Consider the following 19,673-nt stretch of genomic DNA (forward strand, 5'->3'; position numbering starts at 1 on the left):
GAATAATATGGTGGAGACTAGCGGGATCGAACCGCTGACCTCCTGCGTGCAAAGCAGGCGCTCTCCCATCTGAGCTAAGCCCCCATATAAATTTTAAAGAGTCGGGAAGACAGGATTCGAACCTGCGACCCCTTGGTCCCAAACCAAGTGCTCTACCAAGCTGAGCTACTTCCCGTACATAATTTGATTGATTAACACTTTTAAAGATGGTGCGCCCGACAGGGGTCGAACCTGTAACCTCTTGATTCGTAGTCAAGTACTCTATCCAGTTGAGCTACGGGCGCTATATTAAAAATGATAATGCCGAGAACCGGAATCGAACCGGTACGGTGATCTCTCACCGCAGGATTTTAAGTCCTGTGCGTCTGCCAGTTCCGCCACCCCGGCAAAAATAATGGAGCAGAAGACGGGATTCGAACCCGCGACCCCGACCTTGGCAAGGTCGTATTCTACCGCTGAACTACTTCTGCAAATGAAACTGTATGAGCCATAGTGGGCTCGAACCACTGACCCTCTGATTAAAAGTCAGATGCTCTACCAACTGAGCTAATGGCTCATGAAATGGTGCCGGCCAGAGGACTTGAACCCCCAACCTACTGATTACAAGTCAGTTGCTCTACCAGTTGAGCTAGGCCGGCTATCATGAAGTGATGGAGAATGACGGGTTCGAACCGCCGACCCTCTGCTTGTAAGGCAGATGCTCTCCCAGCTGAGCTAATTCTCCATATGTTTTATAATACAAAGCCTGGCAACGTCCTACTCTTGCGGAACGTAAGTCCGACTACCATCGGCGCTAAAGAGCTTAACTACTGTGTTCGGCATGGGAACAGGTGTGACCTCTTTGCTATTGCCACCAGACAAATTAACTTACTCAATTAATAATACATTGTTTGTTAATCATTTGCAATAGTCAATTTTACACTATATTAAAGATTTGTTTACAAGTCTTTTACTTGAGCTATGTATATAGTACTTGTCATTTTTGACGACTTTTATATATTAATTCATTTCCACTTTAAAGTCAATACTTTTTGAATAATTCCTCAAAAAGAAATACTTTGAACGTTTATGTATGCCTTGTTTCGTTTCCTTAACTCGACTTGAATAATCTTATCACATAGAATCTATCTTTACCATACCTTTTTTAGTATATTATTATATTTTAATAGCATTATAATACTTAATTGTATCTTATTACTAATTTAATTAATTTATTTAGTACTTATATCCTCTCTTCTCTCGCTTTTACAATATTTTTAAAGTACTTAAAACAAAAACTAGACCATCTATTACGTCTCACCTGCGTGAAATCACAATATATGATCTAGTTTAAATGACTAAATTAATTACCACTTAGTTTATACCAAGTTTCTAATAATTTATTTTTGTTTCATATAAGGGAATAACAATACATCACGGATAGAAGCAGAATCAGTAAGTAGCATTACTAATCTATCAATACCAATACCTAAACCACCTGTCGGAGGCATCCCGTACTCTAATGCTTCAAGGAAATCTTCATCCATTTCATGTGCTTCATCATTACCTTGTTCTTTTTCTACTAATTGCGCTTCAAATCTTGCTCTTTGATCGATAGGATCATTTAATTCAGTGAACGCATTACCGTGTTCTCTACCTACTATGAATAATTCAAAGCGATCCGTAAATCTTGGATCCTCTGGATTCTTCTTAGCTAACGGCGAGATTTCAATTGGGTGTCCATAAATAAATGTTGGTTGAATTAATGTCTCTTCAACTTTTTGCTCAAAGAACTCATTTAAGATATGACCGTATTTCATATTATCTGTTATTTCAATACCATGTTCTTTAGCTAATAATTTAGCTTCTTCATCAGTTTGTACCTCAAAGAAGTCTACACCTGTTTCTTCTTTAACAGCATCAGCCATATGAAGTCGTTTCCAGTCAGATTCTAAATCTATGATTTCTTCGCCATAGTTTACTTTAGCAGTACCAAGTACTTTTTCAGAAATATATCTAATCATATTCTCAGTTATATCCATGATATCGTGATAATCAGCATACGCTTCATATAATTCAATCATAGTGAATTCCGGATTATGTCTCGTTGATACGCCTTCGTTTCTGAAAACACGCCCAATTTCATAAACTTTTTCTAATCCACCTACGATTAAGCGTTTCAAATGTAATTCAATTGCAATTCGCATATATAACGTTGCGTCTAAAGCATTATGGTGTGTTACAAAAGGACGCGCAGCAGCTCCACCAGGGATTTGGTGCATCATAGGTGTTTCTACTTCTAAAAATCCTCTTTGATTTAAGTAATTACGCATTTCTTGCAAAATCTTACTACGGTTAATAAACGTTTGCGTGCTATCTTGATTTGTAATTAAGTCAAGGTAACGTTGACGATAGCGCTGTTCGATATCTTGTAAACCATGGAATTTATCAGGTAATGGACGTAACGCTTTAGTCAATAACGTGAATGTTTTAGCTTTAACAGACAATTCACCTGTATTAGTTTTGAACATGACACCTTCTATGCCTACGATGTCTCCAAGATCTGCAGAATTCCAAACTTCAAATTGTTCGTCTCCTACTTGATCTTTTCTCACGTAAATTTGTATTTGACCAGTTAGATCTTGAACATGGGCAAATCCAGCTTTACCTTTTCCACGTTTAGTCATTAAACGACCAGCAATACTTACATTACTTTCTTCTTCTTTATCATGTAATTCTTCTTTTGTATATTCGTCCCAATCTTCATGCAATGGGGCAGCCGTAGCAGTACGCTCAAATTTTTGACCAAAAGGATCGATACCTAAATCGTATAATTCTTGTAATTTTTGACGGCGGACCTGCATTTGGTCATTCATTTCTTCTGACATTACTTTCTCTCCTTTATGCTTCTTGTTCTAATTTTTATAATGCTTTAGCTTCAGTTTCCACTTGAAACGCTTGAAGGATATCTATCATTTGTTGTGCTGTTTCTGCTTGTTTCAAGGCTTGTCTAACTCTACCATTTCAACACAGCACACGTTAAACCAATACCAAAACTTTAACTGTAAACTTAAATGTGACGCTCTACACACTAGCCATAGGAGTAAGAACTACTCTATTATATCTCTCTACGACTGCAATTTTCCACCCATTTTATACCTATGAACTTTTATACTCTTTTACTGAATCGTCTGGCATCACGATGCTACCAATTTTTTTATTAGAATGAGGTTCAGTACAATCTGATGCTATATCATTTAATGGTATAAGTACAAATGCGCGCTCCAGCATACGTGGATGCGGTACGCTCAAATCTTCTTCTTCAATGATATGACTACCAAATAATAAAATATCAACATCTAAAGTTCTAGGACCCCAACGTATATCTCTTACTCGGTGTAACTGTTGTTCAGTATGCAGACATTCTTTTAATAAATCTTGAGGTGATAAAGATGTATAAATCTCAATACATTGATTTAAAAATTGCGGTTGGTCGACATAACCTACTGGCTCTGTTTCATATATCGGGGATTTTTGCGTTACTTGAATGCCATCTGTATTATCTAATATACGGATTGCTTCACCAAGTTGTGCCGCTCTTTCTCCAACATTACTTCCTAATCCTAAATAAGCATATTCCATTAGAGATTCTCCCTCACTATTTCAACGCCTATCCCATCATAATGTCCAGGTATAGGTGGATTTTCTTTAGTGATTCTAACTTTCGTTTCCATTACACGATTATAGTGTGAATTTATACGTTTTGCAATACGTTCAGCTAGATGCTCTAATAAATTTACAGGTTCACCTTCCATGATTGCTTTTACTTCTTCAAAAACTTCACCATAATGGACTGTATCTGTAACGTCATCAGTTTGTCCAGCGATACTCAAATCAACTTTCATTGTGACATCGACAATAAATATTTGTCCGATATCATTTTCAGCTGGCAGCGCACCATGATAACTGTAGAACCTCATGCCATTAAGAAATATTGTGTCGCTCATCGTCATTCTCCTTTAAATAGTCCATGCTTTGTCCTAATCGAACATTTAATGCGACATTATGAACTCTTACCGCTTTTACGCCTTTCATTATACCATACGCAGTAGTACCTGCTGTACCTTCATCACGTTCAGTAGGCGTTGTTTCTGTGCCTATCATTTCTTTAATAAACCTTTTTCTACTTGTTGCTAATAGCACAGGATAACCCGTCGCTACAAGTTCATCTAAACGTGACATAACTTCTTTTTCTTCTTCACGTGTTTTTGCAAAGCCAATTCCTGGATCAATCCATACTTTATGTTGAGGTATACCTGCCATTTCGGCTTTATTCGCTTGTTTTAATAAATATAACAACATCTCATCTACTACAGGTTCTGTTCTTTGACCATCACCATTGTGCATGAGTACAATCTCACCATTGTATTTCGCCACTACATTGAAAATGCGTTCGTCATAGTGTCCCGCCCATTGATCATTAATCATCGTAGCACCTAATTTCATTGCAGCTTCTGCCACTTCACTTCGATAAGTGTCTATAGATAATTGTACATCTAATTCAGCCAACGCACTTACGACAGGGACAACACGTTCCAACTCTTCCTCAACGCTTATTTCTTCAAAACCTGGACGGGTAGATATCCCACCAACATCTATAATATCAACACCTTCATCCATCATTTCTTTTGCTCTCTTAATCGCTTTTTCAACTGTATTATATTCACCACCATCAGAAAAAGAGTCAGGAGTTACATTTAATATGCCCATAATCTTTGTATGCGTCATAAGTATTCTTCTTCCTTTCACTTTATAAATGATTTTATCTTATGTATTTTATTTACTATTCTATAATAACGTTAATTTTCATTTTTTTCAGTAATCAAAACTTGAAATCACATGTGCGAGTGTATTGTTATTACTTTGCTTGCTTATATTTCTTTATGTACACACAAAAAACCGACTCACATGAATATGTGGTCGGTAATTGTTAAAAGTATATAGCTTAGTCATCAAATGAATATAACGGTGTAGAAAGATAACGCTCACCATTACTTGGTAATACAGTAACAACTGTTTTACCTTTACCTAATGATTTTGCTTTTTCAATAGCTGCAACAATCGCTGCACCTGACGAAATACCACCTAAGATACCTTCTTCTTTAGCAACTCTACGTGACATATCCATAGCAACTTCGTTACCCACTTTGATAATTTCATCATAAATGTTTGTATCTAAAGTATCTGGTACAAATCCTGCACCTAAACCTTGTAATTTATGCGGACCAGGTTCGCCACCACTTAAGATAGCTGAGTCTTCTGGTTCAATCGCCACAAGATTGATGTCTGGGTATTTTTCTTTCAATACTTTACCAGCACCACTAAGTGTTCCACCAGTACCCACACCAGCTAAGAATGAATCAATCGTTTTGCCTTCAAATTGTTCAACTAATTCTGGTCCAGTTGTTAATTCGTGTACACAAGGGTTCGCTGGGTTTTCGAATTGTTGTGGTTCATAATAACCAAATTCTTCTTTTAACTCTTTAGCTTTTTTGATTGCACCTTTCATTGCTTCTGACCCAGGTGTTAATACTAATTCTGCGCCGTACGCTTTTAATAAGTTACGACGTTCTTGACTCATTGTTTCAGGCATCGTAAATACTGCTTTATAACCTTTAGCCGCACAAACAAAAGCTAAACCAATACCTGTGTTACCACTTGTCGGTTCGACAATTGTATCGCCTGGTTTAATTTTACCTGCTTCTTCAGCTTCTTCAATCATTGCTAATGCAATACGGTCTTTTACAGAGCCACCTGGATTTTGATATTCAAGTTTTACATATACGTCTGCAGCATCTTCCCCCACAACGTTGTTTAACTTAACAACAGGTGTATTGCCAATTGCTTTTACGATATTATCTACTGGTTTATTTGTCATTTAGTATTGCTCCTTTTCATTAAAAAGTTCAAAACATACTTTTTCTCTCGGATATACTTTATATTTTATCAGATTTTTCAGCAAATACAACTATGAAGATTTAATATACCAAAATATTTTATTCAATATCATGCTCAATATCTAGTTTAAACCTTTTACTTACTATTTTCTATTAAACCATGTAACTCATCTTCTGAAAAATCATATTTATTTCTACAAAAATGGCATTCAACCTCTGCGCCATGATCTTTATCAATCATATCTTGAATTTCAGCTTCTCCCAAACCTTTAATAGCAGTTAAGAATTTTTCATGACCACAATTACAATCGAAACGTGTAGGGAGATTTTCCAATAATTGTACGTTTTCTTCTCCTAGTATTTCGAAAAGAATTTCTTCAGGTGTTAAACCTTGGTCAATCAATTTCGAAACTGGTGTCATTTGATTAATTGCAGCTTCAAGTTTATCAACTGTTTCATCTTCTGCGCCTGGCATAACTTGAATTAAAAATCCACCTGCAGCTTTAATTGAATTGTCAGGGTTAACCAATACACCTAAACCTACTGATGATGGCACTTGTTCACTTTTAGCAAAGTAATAAGTGAAGTCATCTCCTAATTCTCCAGAAACGAGTTCACTAGAACCAGAAAAGAAATCCTTCATTCCAACATCTTTTACCACTGTCAACGCACCCTCTGAACCAACCGCACGGCTTACATCTAGTTTACCGGCGTCATTTAGAGGAAAGTGTGTTTGAGGATTTGTAACATACCCTCTTATATTTCCTTTAGCATCAGCGTCAGCAATTATTTTACCGATTGGACCTTTACCGTCAACAGTAACTGTTAATTTTTGATCACCTTTGAGCATAGCACCCATCATTACTGTTGCAGTCATTGTACGTCCAAGTGCTGCTGAAGCAGTTGGCCATGTATAATGTCTAGTTTGCGCTTCTTGAACACTTTCAGTTGTTAGTGCACTATAAGCACGGATTTGCCCTCCAAAAGCTAATGCTTTAACTATATAATCATTCGTCATTTTGTTTATTTCTCCTTTAATATCATCTAGTTTTGAAAATGTTTTTTTATCTTTGCTCTAAGATTGTTTTTACACTTTATATCAATGCAACTTATTGTAATCGTTCGAAGTAGAAAATGCGAAACATCTGTTTGGAAATCGTTCCATCATATCTTGTTATTAAAAAAGCTTCTTTCTACTATCAATATGATAGCAGAAAGAAGCTTTGACTTCAGTTATTAATTTCTGTTGATTGGGTCATTCGGGTCGTTCGGATTGCTAGGTTTATCGATATTAGGTGCTTGTTCGTGACCTGTTTCTTCAGTGTCATCATTGTCTTGTTGTTCGTTTTCTTTATCATTATCCTGTGTTTCATCATCTGAATCTAGTTGTTCTTTACGAACATCCTCGTAAGATTTACCGTGTTTTTCTTCCTCAAAGTCATTATCTTTATGTTCCACAACTTTGGCACTATCATAATCAACTTCTGGTAATACACCATCGTTAAATAATGATTGGATTTGTTCGGCAACTAATGTTTCTTCAGTTAATAATGATTCAGCAATTAAATCTAACTGTGATTTGTGCTCTAACAGGATATGCTTACAACGCTCATATTGTTCTTTGATGATACGTTGAACTTCTTTATCAATTTCATATGCAATTTGTCCTGAATATTCAGTATCACCTTGCATTTCTTTTCCTAAGAAGACTTGGCCACCGTTATTATTTGTGAATTGAACTGTTCCAATTTTTTCACTCATACCATATTCAGTAACCATTTGGCGTGCAATTTGTGTCGCACGTTCAAAGTCGTTAGATGCACCTGTAGATACTTCATTAAAGGTAATATCCTCAGATACACGTCCACCAAGTAGACCACAGATTTTATCTAATAATTCTTTTTCTGTCATTAAGAAGCGATCTTGTTTTGGTAACATCATTGCATAACCGCCAGCTTGTCCACGAGGTACGATTGTAACTTTGTGAACAACTTCAGCTTCATCAAGTACCATACCAATAATTGTATGACCAGCTTCATGATGCGCTACAATATTACGTTCTTTCTCTGAGATTACGCGAGATTTTTTAGCAGGACCAGCGATAACACGGTCTGTCGCTTCTTCAATATCACGCATATCGATTTTTTTCTTACCTTCACGTACAGCAACTAATGATGCTTCGTTTAATAAGTTTTCTAAATCTGCACCAGAGAAACCAGGTGTTCTTTGAGAAACTGCTTTAAAGTCAACTGTTTCATCAAATGGTTTGCCTCTCGCATGAACATGAAGAATTGCTTCACGGCCTTTAACGTCTGGGCGACCTACTTGAATTTGTCTGTCGAAACGGCCTGGACGTAATAACGCAGGGTCTAATATGTCAGGACGGTTTGTAGCAGCAATCATAATGATACCTTCATTGTCACCAAATCCATCCATTTCAACTAGTAATTGGTTCAATGTTTGCTCACGCTCATCGTGGCCACCACCAACACCAGCACCACGTTGACGACCAACTGCATCGATTTCATCAATAAAGATGATACAAGGCGCGTTTTTCTTAGCATTTTCGAACAAGTCACGTACACGGCTTGCACCAACACCCACGAACATCTCAACGAAGTCTGAACCACTGATTGAGAAGAACGGCGTGCCGGCTTCACCAGCAACTGCACGAGCTAATAATGTTTTACCTGTACCTGGAGGGCCAACTAAAAGAACACCTTTAGGAATTCTAGAGCCCATTTGTTTAAATTGTTTGTTGTCTTTTAAGAAATCGACTATTTCAATTAATTCTTGTTTCTCTTCATCTGCACCAGCTACATCAGTGAAGCGTACACGTTTTTGTTGATTATCGTACGTTTTCGCTTTGGACTTACCAAAGTTCATCATACGATTACCACCGCCACCGCCGCCACCTTGGGCTTGGCTAAGGAAGAAAATAAATAAGAGTGCGATAATTAATACAGGAATTAATGTCGTTAATATACTTACAAATACACTTTGTTTTTCTTCTTCTTTAACTGTGAATTTCAATCCGTCTTGACTTTGTGCTTTATCAGTTATTTTTTCTAGCTCTTTATCGTTGTTATATAAAATAGTTGAAGAATATTCTTCATCTTTATCTGTTTTACCACTTACCATATATACGTTTTGTTCAGGTTGTATTTCAAGTGATTTTAACTCACCTTTATCTAACTGCTTAACAAATTGATTATATGTAAGCTGTTTTGGCATATTCCCATTTCCGTTAAGCCACGAAAACAAGCCAAAAATAATAACGCCAATGATTGCGATAACTAGCACGTTACGAAAGGCTTTCTGCATGCGTCGTTTCCTCCTACTTCAATTATAAAACTAACAAAAATTGTAACACAACACTCGAGTTTTCGGCTACTATTTCAACTTTTGCATTATGTTTACAATTCTTATTGTTTTATCCTTTAATTTTATTTTTCTATTATGCTTAAAGTTAAATGAATATTATATATTGTCACGTACTCACAAGTTTATGTATTAAATTTCAAATGATTTAAGTCTAATCCTACTTTCACATTCACTAACTTAATTCAACTATAACTTACAGTATATAACAACTTTTCAAGTGAATAAATTGTACTGCTTATTTTGAATAGATTTCTGGTTTCAATGTACCGATATACGGTAAATTTCTATAATGTTCAGCGTAATCTAAACCATAGCCTACTACAAATTCGTCAGGTATCTTTTTACCTACGTATTTTGCTTCGATGTTTGCTTTACGACGGTTAGGTTTATCAAGTAGCGTAACAATTTCAAGTGAATTAACACGACGTGATTCAAGTAATTCAGTAATTGATTTTAATGTAGTACCAGTTTCTAGAATGTCTTCAATAATTAAAACATCTTTATTTTCAATAGATCCGCTTAAATCTTTCAAGATTTTTACTTCTCCTGTTGACTCAGTGCCTCCGTGATAACTAGAAACATCCATGAAGTCGATAGCTAAATGCGTATCAATGTATTTAATTAAATCTGCCATGAACATAACAGACCCTTTTAGTATCCCAATACAAACAAGTGGTTTCCCTTTGTATTCCTCTGTTATTTTCTTACCTAGCTCTTCACAAATTTGATGTATATCTTCCTCTGACAATAAAATGTCTTTTAAATCATCTCGCATGTTTTCATTCCTCTCCCATATTTCGTATAAAAATTGATTGATTGTATCTATTTTTTAAATATAATGTGCCAACAGCAATAATCTCATTATATGCATTAACTATAATTGGCATTTGGTTACGTTCAGTTTGCATAACCTTTTTATCAATAAGCAGTCTACTTATCTTTTTATGCCCTTTCATACCATTCAGTTCAAATTTGTCGCCGTCTTTTCTTGTACGGATAACTATAGGATACTCGAATGTAGGAAATTCATTAGTAATATCAATGCTATAGCGACCATAGTTGTATGCACCTGGTTGATCAATCTTAGTCGGAGCTAGTTTTTCTTTACAATTTGCCATTATTATAAATTTATCATAAGCGATGTGAATTATCCATTCATGTGTCGCATATAATGTGCATTGTGTTACATTTTCAGTAAGTTGTTGAAACCACTCATCGTAAGTTTTCTCAGTAATCGACTTATCTAATGGTAATTCAGTAAAAAGTTTATCCAAGACTGCCATTTTGACACTATGTCGTAAATTTAAAAATTGTTTTCTCGAAAAAGTAACTTCATTGTCATCATTACAAAAATCAACGAATGCCGAGATAAATGCTGTAGCTTCGTTTCGCACAACCTCTAATTGTTCATCATGCCAGTCTTTTAATTTCAGCAATTGTTCTGTAGATAAGTGTTTATTACTTTCAATATCAGGTAATATACGATTACGAATATCATTTCTGACGTAATGATTTTCTGAATTTGATTCATCTTCATAATATGGAACGCTATGTTTTGTTTGATAGTTACGTATATCTGATTTCGTGGCTTCTAAAAAGGGTTTACATAAATTATAGTGACCTCTTGAAGAAAGATATGTCATACCCAAGCTACTTCTCGTAGAGCGTCCAGTCATTAGTCGATAAAATATCGTTTCAATTTGGTCATCTTGATGGTGTGCCGTAAGTAATACATCCGCTTTTAACTCAGTCATCATATAATCAAACCACTGATATCGTTCAGATCTCGCTGCACTTTCAATACTATTACCTTTTTCAATCACAGCAGACAAGTCCAGATGTTGTACATGCAACGGAATCTGATGCTCGTCACAATACGCTTTAATAAATTGTTCTTCTGCTGCTGCAACAGGACGAATATTGTGATTTACATGTAGACAAGTCAACTTAGTATATGAATCAGCTAAATGCGTAATCAATTGATGTAATAGCACCATGCTATCCACACCTGTAGAAACTGCCAATACAATGTGATTACTTTTATCCCAGCCTTCAGTATTTACTCTCAACTTATCTACCTCCTTAATCATAATATTACCTTAACGATGCAAATGCTCGTAATATTATGACTTATATACAACAAAAAAAAGAGACTGTTTCCTCAAGTAAGAAAACAGTCTTAGATTGTTACAATCAAACTTAATTTTGGAAAAATTATTGTACTTTGTTTTCAAGTCATTAAATTAATTCCTATTTCAACAGTCTTATGATATATATTTATTAACGTTTTGCGCCTTTTCCACCACGTCTAGATTCTGTTTGACGTTTAATGGATGTTAATTTATCTTCACTATCTTTCAAGAAATCTGTTAATTTCTTTTCAAAGTCCTCACCTTTTGGTTGAGGTTTTTTATAATTGGGTTTACTTTGAGGTCTACGTGGACGATCTTTTGCTTTTTTAATTGATAAACTAATTTTACCATCATCAGCGATTGAAAGCACTTTAACTTCAACTACATCTCCAACAGATAAATGATCTTCTACGTTTTCCACGTAATTATCTGCAACTTCACTTATGTGAACTAAGCCACTCTTTCCTTCAGGAAGTTCGACAAAAGCGCCAAACTTTTTAATACCAGTGACTTTACCTTTAAGCTTGTTTCCTACTTCGATTGACATATTGTAAATAAATCCTCCCGATTTGTTTCGATTTTAACCCTATTATATGCCTGTTTGCATAAATTAACAATGGTATTGTGACTTAAATGACAAATTTCATTATTTATCCTCTTTTGAAGATTTGGAATTCTCCTCAGATTTCTCTCCAGGCAACTTGAAAATCACTTCTCCATCATTGCTCAAATAGTAATCATCTCGTGCGACTTTCTCTATATAACTTTTATCGTTGAGATTATTTAATTGTTCTTTTAATGCGAGTTCTTCATCTTGTTGCTTTTGATATTGTTGTTCTTTTTCTTGACGCTCCGCTGCGTCTTCTATATTACTTTGTTTTTGAGTGACAAGCATTATAGTTAAAATAATAATGAGGATAAGTAATATGCCACCAAATAAAGTGATACGTTTACGTACGACTCGTCTTCTCATTTTTTGCTGTTGTTTCTTCTTGTTTTCAGCAGAAGTGAACGTATTCCCTATGTTCTCAACTTTTTTACTCATTGCTTGTCACCTCCCTTTCTAATCTTCACTGACTTTTTCTTCTTTGACTAATTCATACATACCTTTCGCATTTTCCTTAGTCGCATGTTCACTTAAACCGGTAACTTCAATTGTGATTACTTTTTGTCCAAATCGGATTACAAGTTCATCCGTTACTTTTACGTCAGTGCCTGCTTTCGCTACTGAACCATTCACGGCAATACGTCCTTGGTCACTAATTTCTTTAGCTAAAGTACGACGTTTCACTAACCGTGATACTTTGAGATATTTGTCTAATCTCATGATTTGTTTCCTCCTTGCTCTAAAAATTTTCTTAAAGCATCTGCGTCTAATGACATATTTTTTGTTTTATCATACAACTTCAAGAAATGCTCTGCAAATACTTTTTCAAATTTAACACGTTTGGTTTTACCTTCTTTTGCTTTTGCTTCTGACCATATATGTTTTAAATCTTCTTCAGTTTCCGCTTCAGCGTCACCAAAGATGTGCGGATGTCTACGAATCATTTTTTCTGAAAGACTTTGAACCACTTCATTTATATCAAGGAATCCAGCTTTTTTACCAATACTTGTATGCAATAGCACTTGTAAAAGTATGTCCCCTAATTCTTCAATGATGTGCCAATCATCTTCGTTATCTATTGCTTCAAACAACTCAAATGTTTCTTCTAATAGATAACGTTTTAATGTGTGGTGTGTTTGAACTTTATCCCAAGGACAGCCTGTTTCGTCATCGACAAGTTGGTCTATAACGCTCGCAGCAAAATAGAAATCACTATAATATGCTTCTTCTTTGTCTACTTTTGGAATGAATACACTCGTCAAATTACTAAAAATAGATGCATGATGATCTAATTCATAAAGTGGTGTTTCTATAACATTTGCAGCATTATTTTGTGCACCATCTACAATAAACACTGTTTGCTCATCATGATAACGTTCCATCAATGTCACTTTTAAATCGCCTGCAGTCATCGGACTATAAACTTGTGTAATAAGTGTATGGGTACGAATGTTTAATTGTTCTTTTTTAATCGCGGTCGCATCTAGTAATGTGAACCCATCGTTTGGATCTATCTTGACAGCTTCAAAGATATCATCGATAAAGCTTTTGCCTCCCAAAACCTCAACCTGAATATCAGTATGCGTTTGTGCATAAGCTTCTAATTTCACAGTTGTCGTTTCAGCTACACGTGGATGTCCAGGAACTGTATATATGACATCTTCATTCTTTGCCGCTTCAATGAGTTGTGACACGATACGTTCATAGACGCCCTCGAATGATTCTTGTGCCTCGTATTCACTATCAAAACTTTTGAATTGTATATTTTCTGCGGTTAGTTCTTTAATTACAGGATGATCCAATGTACGTGTGTAAACCATTGTTTGTTTTATAAGGAATTTGTAAATACCTAAAGGTAAATCATCAATACCGTAGTTACCTAATCCAACAATTGTTATTTTACCTGACATTAATGTTTCCCTCTTTTCATATGATAAAGTTTATCGCCCAATGGTAAATGTTTTAATTCTCTATAACTCAATAAATGCATACGTACAATAGCGAATATCATTACCAATACACCAATAACTGCTGCGATAACCAATTCAACTAAACCTGTGATTCTGCTTTGTGTAGGTACGAGCCACATTCCTATTTGAACAGCCACTGACAGCATTACCATGGTAGCAACCAATTTAAGCACAAATTTTTTCATCATCTGGAATTTATAGTGTTTTAACACATGATAATGTAAAACAAGTGTAAATATAATTAGTGAAGTTACAGTGCTGATACTACCACCTAGCATTAATAATTGTGGTATTAACATCACATTAAGCATTATTTTACTGACAACACCAATTATAAATGCAAATACCACAGGGCGAACTTGGTTCTTCACTTGTAACAAAGCAATGTCCATCATTATGAGTGAAACGCATATAACTGTCAGCATATATATAGATAATGTTCCAGTCAGGCTATCATTTTTAAAAAATACACTATTCATAACCGGTAGTAAATTAATTAACCCAATACCAGCTGCCACACTAAACATAACTGTAATCTTGATGGAGGCATTCGCATATCTATTAATCAGAATGTTTTTGCGCGCTTTAATCGCATCTGTAAGCATGGGAATCAGAACAAAACAGAATGTTGTCGTCACAATTAACCCCATTTGTATGAATGACGCGCCACGATCAAAGATACCTTTTTGCGTCGTTGCTTCTTGAAAATTCAAACCTGCATTCTGAAGTGCATGAATGACCGTAAAGCTGTCTACCACTTGCCAAACGATGACAATAAGCTGACTTACTGCAAAGATGATAATAGCTAGTGACAACTTTTTCCATTCTACGATTGTCTTGTCATTTGGTTGATTCGGTTGCATCAGCTTAAAAGGCTTACCTTGCATTAGGAATATACTAGATGCTAAAAATCCTACTGCTGAACCGATAATAGCTACTGTACCAGCAGTGTAAACAGACCATTGTTGTGTCATAAATAATACAATAGCAATGATGATAATTACAACACGTATCACTTGCTCTATGACTTGTGATATCGCTGGAACAGTCATATGTTGGTGGGCTTGGTAGTAACCTCTATACACACCTAATATACCAACAAACAAGAAACTAAAGCTTGCTGCTCTTAGCATTGGCGTGAGGTTAGTGTCACCCATTAGGAGTGCGACCCACTTCGCACCCATAAAAACAATCAAGAAAAAAGCAGTACTAATGAGTTGTAACCTCAATAACACTTTAGTGTACTGTCTGGATTCCCCATGTGTACCAAACGTTTGAGTGACTGCACTTGGAATTGCGTTCATTGTTAAAATAACGCCTAACGCAACAATCGGATATATTTGTTGATAGGCATATAATCCTTCGTCTCCAAGTATATTTTGATACGGAACACGATAAATCGCGCTTAATATTTTAACAATAACAAGTGCGATTGTAAGAACAACTACGCCACTAAAGGCCGTATTCTTATCGTACTTAGACTTCATCTGATATAACCATACTTTCTTCTAAACATTTCGCTAAGAATTTCAAACTATCTAACCAATTACTTACTTTATTTAAAGTCACTTTCATTTTACCATCTTGAACGCCAACTTTCATTGCACGGCCTAATGGTTGTGTTTGTTTGAATAACGTTTCTCCGTTGATATCTGTTGTTCCTTTTTCAGAAAGATAAACTTCTACCTTTTTACCTACATCTTTAATAAGTGCCACGCCGGCATTTAAAGCATGCACTTTTATCTCCAGCATATCCAACAGTCTTTCTACTTCTACTGGATAATCATTGAAACGATCTATTAATTCATCTTTAACATCCATGAGTTGCGCTTCAGTTTCAATCTTACGTAATTTTTTATAGATTTCTATTTTAGACTGTTCATTTTGAATATATTCAGCAGGTAAATAAGCATCGATGTTGAGTTCAATTTCTATTTCAGGTGCATCTGCTTTTTCATCTTTAACACCACGTTTTTCATTCACTGCTTCTTCTAGCATTTGTGAGTAAAGGTCGAAACCAACAGAATCAATAAATCCATGTTGCTGTTTACCTAAGAGATTACCTGCACCTCTAATATTTAAATCACGCATAGCAATTTTAAATCCTGAGCCTAACTCAGTAAATTCCTTAATTGCTTGCAAACGGTCCTCAGCTGTTTCTGACAATACTTTATTCGTAGGGTGTAAGAAATAAGCATAACCAATACGGCTCGAACGTCCGACACGACCTCTCAATTGATATAATTGACTGAGTCCGAAACGGTCAGCATCTTCGATAATAAGTGTGTTGGCATTCGGAACATCAACACCAGTTTCGATAATCGTAGTCGTTACGAGAATATCGTATTCATGATTAATGAAACTTAGCATTGTTTCTTCTAGGTCTCCTTCTTTCATCTGTCCATGTGCAATACCAATATTCGCTTCTGGCATTAACATTTGTAATTGCTCTCGTTTTTCATAAATAGACTGTACTTTATTATATAAATAAAAGACTTGTCCTTCTCTAGATAATTCTCTTTCCAGTGCTTCTTTGATAAAATTCGTGTTTTGTTCTAATACATAAGTTTGTACCGGAAAACGGTTTTCTGGAGGAGTCTCAATCACTGACAAATCACGAACTCCCAACATACTCATGTGTAATGTACGTGGAATAGGTGTTGCAGTCAGTGTTAAAACGTCTACATTCGTTTTCAATGATTTAATTCTCTCTTTATGACGCACACCAAATCGTTGTTCTTCATCCACAATTAATAATCCTAAATCTTTATAATGAATATCTTTACTTAATAACTTGTGTGTACCTACGACGATATCAACGAAGCCTGACTTTAATCCTTCTTTTGTTTCTTTAACTTCTTTCGTACTTCTAAATCGACTAATGAGTTGGACTTCGATTGGAAAATCCTGCATACGTTCAATTAATGTTTCATAATGCTGTTGTGCCAAAATCGTTGTTGGAACTAAGAAGGCAACCTGCTTTCCTTCCATAACAGCTTTAAACGCTGCACGTACTGCTACTTCTGTCTTACCATAACCTACATCGCCACATAATAATCGATCCATTGGACGTTCAATTTCCATGTCCTGCTTAATTTCTTCAATTGATTTACCTTGGTCAGGTGTTAATTCATAAGGGAAATCTATCTCAAATTCATTCTGTTCTGCTGTATCTGGACCATATTTATAACCTACAGACATTTCACGTTCTTTGTATAGATCAATTAATTCATCAGCCATATCTTCAACGCTTTGTTGTACTTTAGCTTTTGTTTTTTTCCATTCTGTACCACCAAGTTTATTTAACCTAGGTGTCTTATCCTCTGATGCTACATATTTTTGAACTTGATCCATTTGATCAACTGGTACAAACAATTGGTCTGTGCCTTTATATTGAAGTTTAATATAATCTTTATGCACGCCACCGACTTCAAGTGTTTCAACACCTAAATATCTACCAACACCATGATGCACATGTACGACGTAGTCTCCTACTTTCAAATCTTGGTATGATTTAATTTTTTCAGCGTTTGTTAGTGTCTTCTGTTGTTTAGGCTTTTTCTTTTGTTTAGATTTGAATAGTTCACGTTCCGTCACGACGACAAGTTGCATATAAGGAAGCTCAAATCCTTCTGATAAACTGCCCTCTGTAATGATTGCATTGCCTCCATCGTTTCGTTGACTCGGTGTATCGATAAATGTTGGGATATGCATTTCATTAAGCATAGATTGAATACGTTCTTTTCTTACTTCGGTTTCAGCAAGAACAACGACAGTATAATCATTTTGAATAAAGCGCTGAAATTCTGAACGCATAATATCATATTGGCCATAAAATTGCTGTACCGGCTTACATGAAAACTTGATAATTTCATTTAGTTGAACAGGCATTGTCGCTGTGAATAATGTGAAATACGTCACTGGATAATGTTTCAACAATGCTTCGAATCCATCATATTGCAAAAAGTTTTGGTCAATAAATCCTTTACCACTTTCTATCAGGTTGTGCATAAATTCATCGACTTCAGTTATAAGTGTTTGCTCAGTTTCTTTAATTCTATTATGTTCATCAACTGCAACGATAGCGTCATCTTTAAAATAATCCATAATAGTTGCTGGCTGTTCATACATAAACGACACAAGGCGACGTAATACTTGATGATCAAACATCGTTGATTCAAAAAGTTGAAAACTTTCGTAAGTTTCTTTTAAGTCATTACGTGCTGATTTTTCAATTTTTGGACGTGTATTTTCGTAAGCTTCTTTTAATTTTAATTTTGTATGTTTAAGAACATCTTCCGTGATAATATAATCACTTGCTGTCGTAATATTGACTTGTTCGATACTCTCTTTCGACCTTTGTGTCTCCACATCAAAATCACGAATTGAATCTACTTCAGTATCGAATAGTTCAATTCTTACTGGTTGCCCAATTAGCGGGTAGATATCGATAATACCACCGCGCAATGAAAACTCTCCTATATGTGACACTACACTTTCCCTACGATAACCCATATTTACTAATTTATTTAAAAATTCATCAATTTCAATATCGTCACCTACGGATAGTGTTAACTGATGAGATTTCCATATTTCTACTGGAGTGAGCCATTTTTTCAAACCATTTAATGGTACGATAAATAACCCTCTCTTTTCTTGAGCAAGTGCCGTTAGTGTACGTACACGCTCGCTCATCAATTGAGGGCTTTGTGTTGAGAACTCTTCTGTCATGATATCTTGCATTGGGTATTTGTAGACCTCATCTGCATCTACAAATTGCAACAAATCACTTTCCAATTTATCTGCTTGATATAAATTATTTGTAACAACTAATAATTGTTTAGTGCTATGCAAATATTTTTCAGCTATAATTGTTGATTTAGCAGCTCCGGATAAGCCAGTTACTAGTACATTTTCTTTACCAAATACGTCGTTTAATTCTTGATATCGTTTGTCTTCATTTATATATTGTGTAATTATTGATTTCACTTGACTTCACCATTATATTCATTCATCACACGATCAAAGCGAGAACTTTCTATATAGGCCTCAACTGCACGCGCAGAATGTTCTATTACTTTATTCATTATTTGCATTTCTTGTTTTGAAAATTTTTGTAACACATAATCAACAATCGACATACCATTTGAAGGTCTATCTACGCCGATTCTAATACGTTTAAATTGGTCTGTTCCCAGTACTTGAATTATTGATTTAATACCATTATGACCACCAGCGCTGCCTTTTTGTCTTAGTCGAATTTCCCCTTGTGGTAAGTCTAAATCATCATATAAAACAACTAAATCTTCTATATCTATATCATAATATTTCATTAACGGACCTACCGCTTCTCCTGACAAATTCATCATTGTCAGTGGTTCAATAAACATAACTTTTTCTCCGCCAATGCGTTCAATCGTATAGGCGCCTTTAAATTTTTGTTTATCTAATGAGAATTGATTTTGGTCTAACATGTAATCTATAACTTCAAAACCAATATTATGTTTGGTTTGTTCAAAACGTTTCCCTATATTGCCTAGGCCTACAATACATTTCATTATGTTACCTCCAATTGTTGTTGTCACTTAAATATATATATCGTTTTCATGTATTTGAATTAATAAATAATTAAAAATTATTTTTC

16 protein-coding genes, 8 tRNA genes and 1 rRNA gene are annotated in these 19,673 nt (G+C 35.3%); all 25 read right to left on the minus strand.

What is annotated here, in order from left to right; all coding sequences use genetic code 11:
* Positions 1 to 8: 8 nt before the first annotated feature.
* Positions 9 to 84, minus strand: a tRNA-Ala gene (locus tag M4L39_RS13790).
* 17 nt (positions 85 to 101) lie between these two features.
* Positions 102 to 175, minus strand: a tRNA-Pro gene (locus tag M4L39_RS13795).
* A gap of 32 nt (positions 176 to 207) precedes the next feature.
* Positions 208 to 284 (minus strand) — tRNA-Arg (locus M4L39_RS13800).
* A gap of 17 nt (positions 285 to 301) precedes the next feature.
* Positions 302 to 387: transfer RNA gene (locus M4L39_RS13805), tRNA-Leu, on the minus strand.
* Positions 388 to 395: 8 nt separating this feature from the next.
* Positions 396 to 470, minus strand: a tRNA-Gly gene (locus tag M4L39_RS13810).
* A 13-nt stretch (positions 471 to 483) separates the two neighbouring features.
* A tRNA-Lys gene (locus tag M4L39_RS13815) sits at positions 484 to 556 on the minus strand.
* A 6-nt stretch (positions 557 to 562) separates the two neighbouring features.
* Positions 563 to 638 (minus strand) — tRNA-Thr (locus M4L39_RS13820).
* Between the two features lie 13 nt (positions 639 to 651).
* Positions 652 to 724 (minus strand) — tRNA-Val (locus M4L39_RS13825).
* A gap of 19 nt (positions 725 to 743) precedes the next feature.
* A 5S ribosomal RNA gene (gene rrf, locus M4L39_RS13830) occupies positions 744 to 858 on the minus strand.
* A 521-nt stretch (positions 859 to 1,379) separates the two neighbouring features.
* Complete coding sequence (gene lysS, locus M4L39_RS13835; protein WP_277582513.1) at positions 1,380 to 2,867, minus strand: lysine--tRNA ligase; 1,488 nt, start codon at positions 2,865 to 2,867, stop codon at positions 1,380 to 1,382.
* 271 nt (positions 2,868 to 3,138) lie between these two features.
* Positions 3,139 to 3,621 (minus strand): 2-amino-4-hydroxy-6-hydroxymethyldihydropteridine diphosphokinase, encoded by a 483-nt coding sequence (folK, locus tag M4L39_RS13840; protein WP_277582514.1) that lies wholly within the window; start codon positions 3,619 to 3,621, stop codon positions 3,139 to 3,141.
* Positions 3,621 to 3,986, minus strand: a complete 366-nt coding sequence (gene folB / locus M4L39_RS13845) for a dihydroneopterin aldolase (RefSeq protein ID WP_277582515.1) — start codon at positions 3,984 to 3,986, stop codon at positions 3,621 to 3,623. Before folB ends, folK begins: the two co-directional genes overlap by 1 nt.
* Positions 3,964 to 4,767 (minus strand): dihydropteroate synthase, encoded by an 804-nt coding sequence (folP, locus tag M4L39_RS13850; RefSeq protein ID WP_277582516.1) that lies wholly within the window; start codon positions 4,765 to 4,767, stop codon positions 3,964 to 3,966. Before folP ends, folB begins: the two co-directional genes overlap by 23 nt.
* Positions 4,768 to 4,984: 217 nt before the next feature.
* Positions 4,985 to 5,917: a cysteine synthase A gene (gene cysK, locus M4L39_RS13855; protein WP_277582517.1), complete on the minus strand. Its 933-nt coding sequence runs from the start codon at positions 5,915 to 5,917 to the stop codon at positions 4,985 to 4,987.
* A gap of 155 nt (positions 5,918 to 6,072) precedes the next feature.
* Positions 6,073 to 6,954, minus strand: a complete 882-nt coding sequence (gene hslO, locus M4L39_RS13860; RefSeq protein ID WP_277582518.1) for an Hsp33 family molecular chaperone HslO — start codon at positions 6,952 to 6,954, stop codon at positions 6,073 to 6,075.
* Positions 6,955 to 7,172: 218 nt separating this feature from the next.
* Complete coding sequence (gene ftsH / locus M4L39_RS13865) at positions 7,173 to 9,260, minus strand: ATP-dependent zinc metalloprotease FtsH (protein ID WP_277582519.1); 2,088 nt, start codon at positions 9,258 to 9,260, stop codon at positions 7,173 to 7,175.
* Between the two features lie 295 nt (positions 9,261 to 9,555).
* Complete coding sequence (gene hpt, locus M4L39_RS13870; RefSeq protein ID WP_002508753.1) at positions 9,556 to 10,095, minus strand: hypoxanthine phosphoribosyltransferase; 540 nt, start codon at positions 10,093 to 10,095, stop codon at positions 9,556 to 9,558.
* A 4-nt stretch (positions 10,096 to 10,099) separates the two neighbouring features.
* Positions 10,100 to 11,389, minus strand: coding sequence for a tRNA lysidine(34) synthetase TilS (tilS, locus tag M4L39_RS13875; RefSeq protein ID WP_277582520.1), 1,290 nt, complete (start codon positions 11,387 to 11,389; stop codon positions 10,100 to 10,102).
* Positions 11,390 to 11,600: 211 nt separating this feature from the next.
* Positions 11,601 to 11,999: a S1 domain-containing RNA-binding protein gene (locus M4L39_RS13880; protein WP_002508751.1), complete on the minus strand. Its 399-nt coding sequence runs from the start codon at positions 11,997 to 11,999 to the stop codon at positions 11,601 to 11,603.
* A gap of 99 nt (positions 12,000 to 12,098) precedes the next feature.
* Entirely contained in the window at positions 12,099 to 12,497 is a 399-nt protein-coding gene (locus M4L39_RS13885; RefSeq protein WP_277582521.1) for an FtsB family cell division protein, read from the minus strand.
* A gap of 18 nt (positions 12,498 to 12,515) precedes the next feature.
* Positions 12,516 to 12,779, minus strand: a complete 264-nt coding sequence (locus M4L39_RS13890) for an RNA-binding S4 domain-containing protein (protein WP_277582522.1) — start codon at positions 12,777 to 12,779, stop codon at positions 12,516 to 12,518.
* Positions 12,776 to 13,969, minus strand: a complete 1,194-nt coding sequence (locus tag M4L39_RS13895; RefSeq protein WP_277582523.1) for a MazG nucleotide pyrophosphohydrolase domain-containing protein — start codon at positions 13,967 to 13,969, stop codon at positions 12,776 to 12,778. Before M4L39_RS13895 ends, M4L39_RS13890 begins: the two co-directional genes overlap by 4 nt.
* Positions 13,969 to 15,516: a polysaccharide biosynthesis protein gene (locus tag M4L39_RS13900; protein WP_277582524.1), complete on the minus strand. Its 1,548-nt coding sequence runs from the start codon at positions 15,514 to 15,516 to the stop codon at positions 13,969 to 13,971. The genes M4L39_RS13895 and M4L39_RS13900 overlap by 1 nt, the downstream gene beginning before the upstream one ends.
* Entirely contained in the window at positions 15,506 to 19,018 is a 3,513-nt protein-coding gene (gene mfd / locus M4L39_RS13905; RefSeq protein ID WP_277582525.1) for a transcription-repair coupling factor, read from the minus strand. Before mfd ends, M4L39_RS13900 begins: the two co-directional genes overlap by 11 nt.
* Positions 19,015 to 19,587, minus strand: coding sequence for an aminoacyl-tRNA hydrolase (pth, locus tag M4L39_RS13910; RefSeq protein WP_277582526.1), 573 nt, complete (start codon positions 19,585 to 19,587; stop codon positions 19,015 to 19,017). Before pth ends, mfd begins: the two co-directional genes overlap by 4 nt.
* Between the last annotated feature and the right edge of the window lie 86 nt (positions 19,588 to 19,673).

It is taken from the genome of Staphylococcus equorum (genome assembly GCF_029531845.1).
Classification (GTDB): Bacteria; Bacillota; Bacilli; order Staphylococcales; family Staphylococcaceae; genus Staphylococcus; species Staphylococcus equorum_C.

Bases quoted from the DNA above. Each gene is read 5' to 3' on its own strand.
- lysS (WP_277582513.1), bottom strand. From the start codon at position 2,867: ATGTCAGAAGAAATGAATGACCAAATGCAGGTCCGCCGTCAAAAATTA.
- folK (WP_277582514.1), bottom strand. From the start codon at position 3,621: ATGGAATATGCTTATTTAGGATTAGGAAGTAATGTTGGAGAAAGAGCG.
- folB (WP_277582515.1), bottom strand. From the start codon at position 3,986: ATGAGCGACACAATATTTCTTAATGGCATGAGGTTCTACAGTTATCAT.
- folP (WP_277582516.1), bottom strand. From the start codon at position 4,767: ATGACGCATACAAAGATTATGGGCATATTAAATGTAACTCCTGACTCT.
- cysK (WP_277582517.1), bottom strand. From the start codon at position 5,917: ATGACAAATAAACCAGTAGATAATATCGTAAAAGCAATTGGCAATACA.
- hslO (WP_277582518.1), bottom strand. From the start codon at position 6,954: ATGACGAATGATTATATAGTTAAAGCATTAGCTTTTGGAGGGCAAATC.
- ftsH (WP_277582519.1), bottom strand. From the start codon at position 9,260: ATGCAGAAAGCCTTTCGTAACGTGCTAGTTATCGCAATCATTGGCGTT.
- hpt (WP_002508753.1), bottom strand. From the start codon at position 10,095: ATGCGAGATGATTTAAAAGACATTTTATTGTCAGAGGAAGATATACAT.
- M4L39_RS13880 (WP_002508751.1), bottom strand. From the start codon at position 11,999: ATGTCAATCGAAGTAGGAAACAAGCTTAAAGGTAAAGTCACTGGTATT.
- M4L39_RS13885 (WP_277582521.1), bottom strand. From the start codon at position 12,497: ATGAGTAAAAAAGTTGAGAACATAGGGAATACGTTCACTTCTGCTGAA.
- M4L39_RS13890 (WP_277582522.1), bottom strand. From the start codon at position 12,779: ATGAGATTAGACAAATATCTCAAAGTATCACGGTTAGTGAAACGTCGT.
- M4L39_RS13895 (WP_277582523.1), bottom strand. From the start codon at position 13,969: ATGTCAGGTAAAATAACAATTGTTGGATTAGGTAACTACGGTATTGAT.
- M4L39_RS13900 (WP_277582524.1), bottom strand. From the start codon at position 15,516: ATGAAGTCTAAGTACGATAAGAATACGGCCTTTAGTGGCGTAGTTGTT.
- pth (WP_277582526.1), bottom strand. From the start codon at position 19,587: ATGAAATGTATTGTAGGCCTAGGCAATATAGGGAAACGTTTTGAACAA.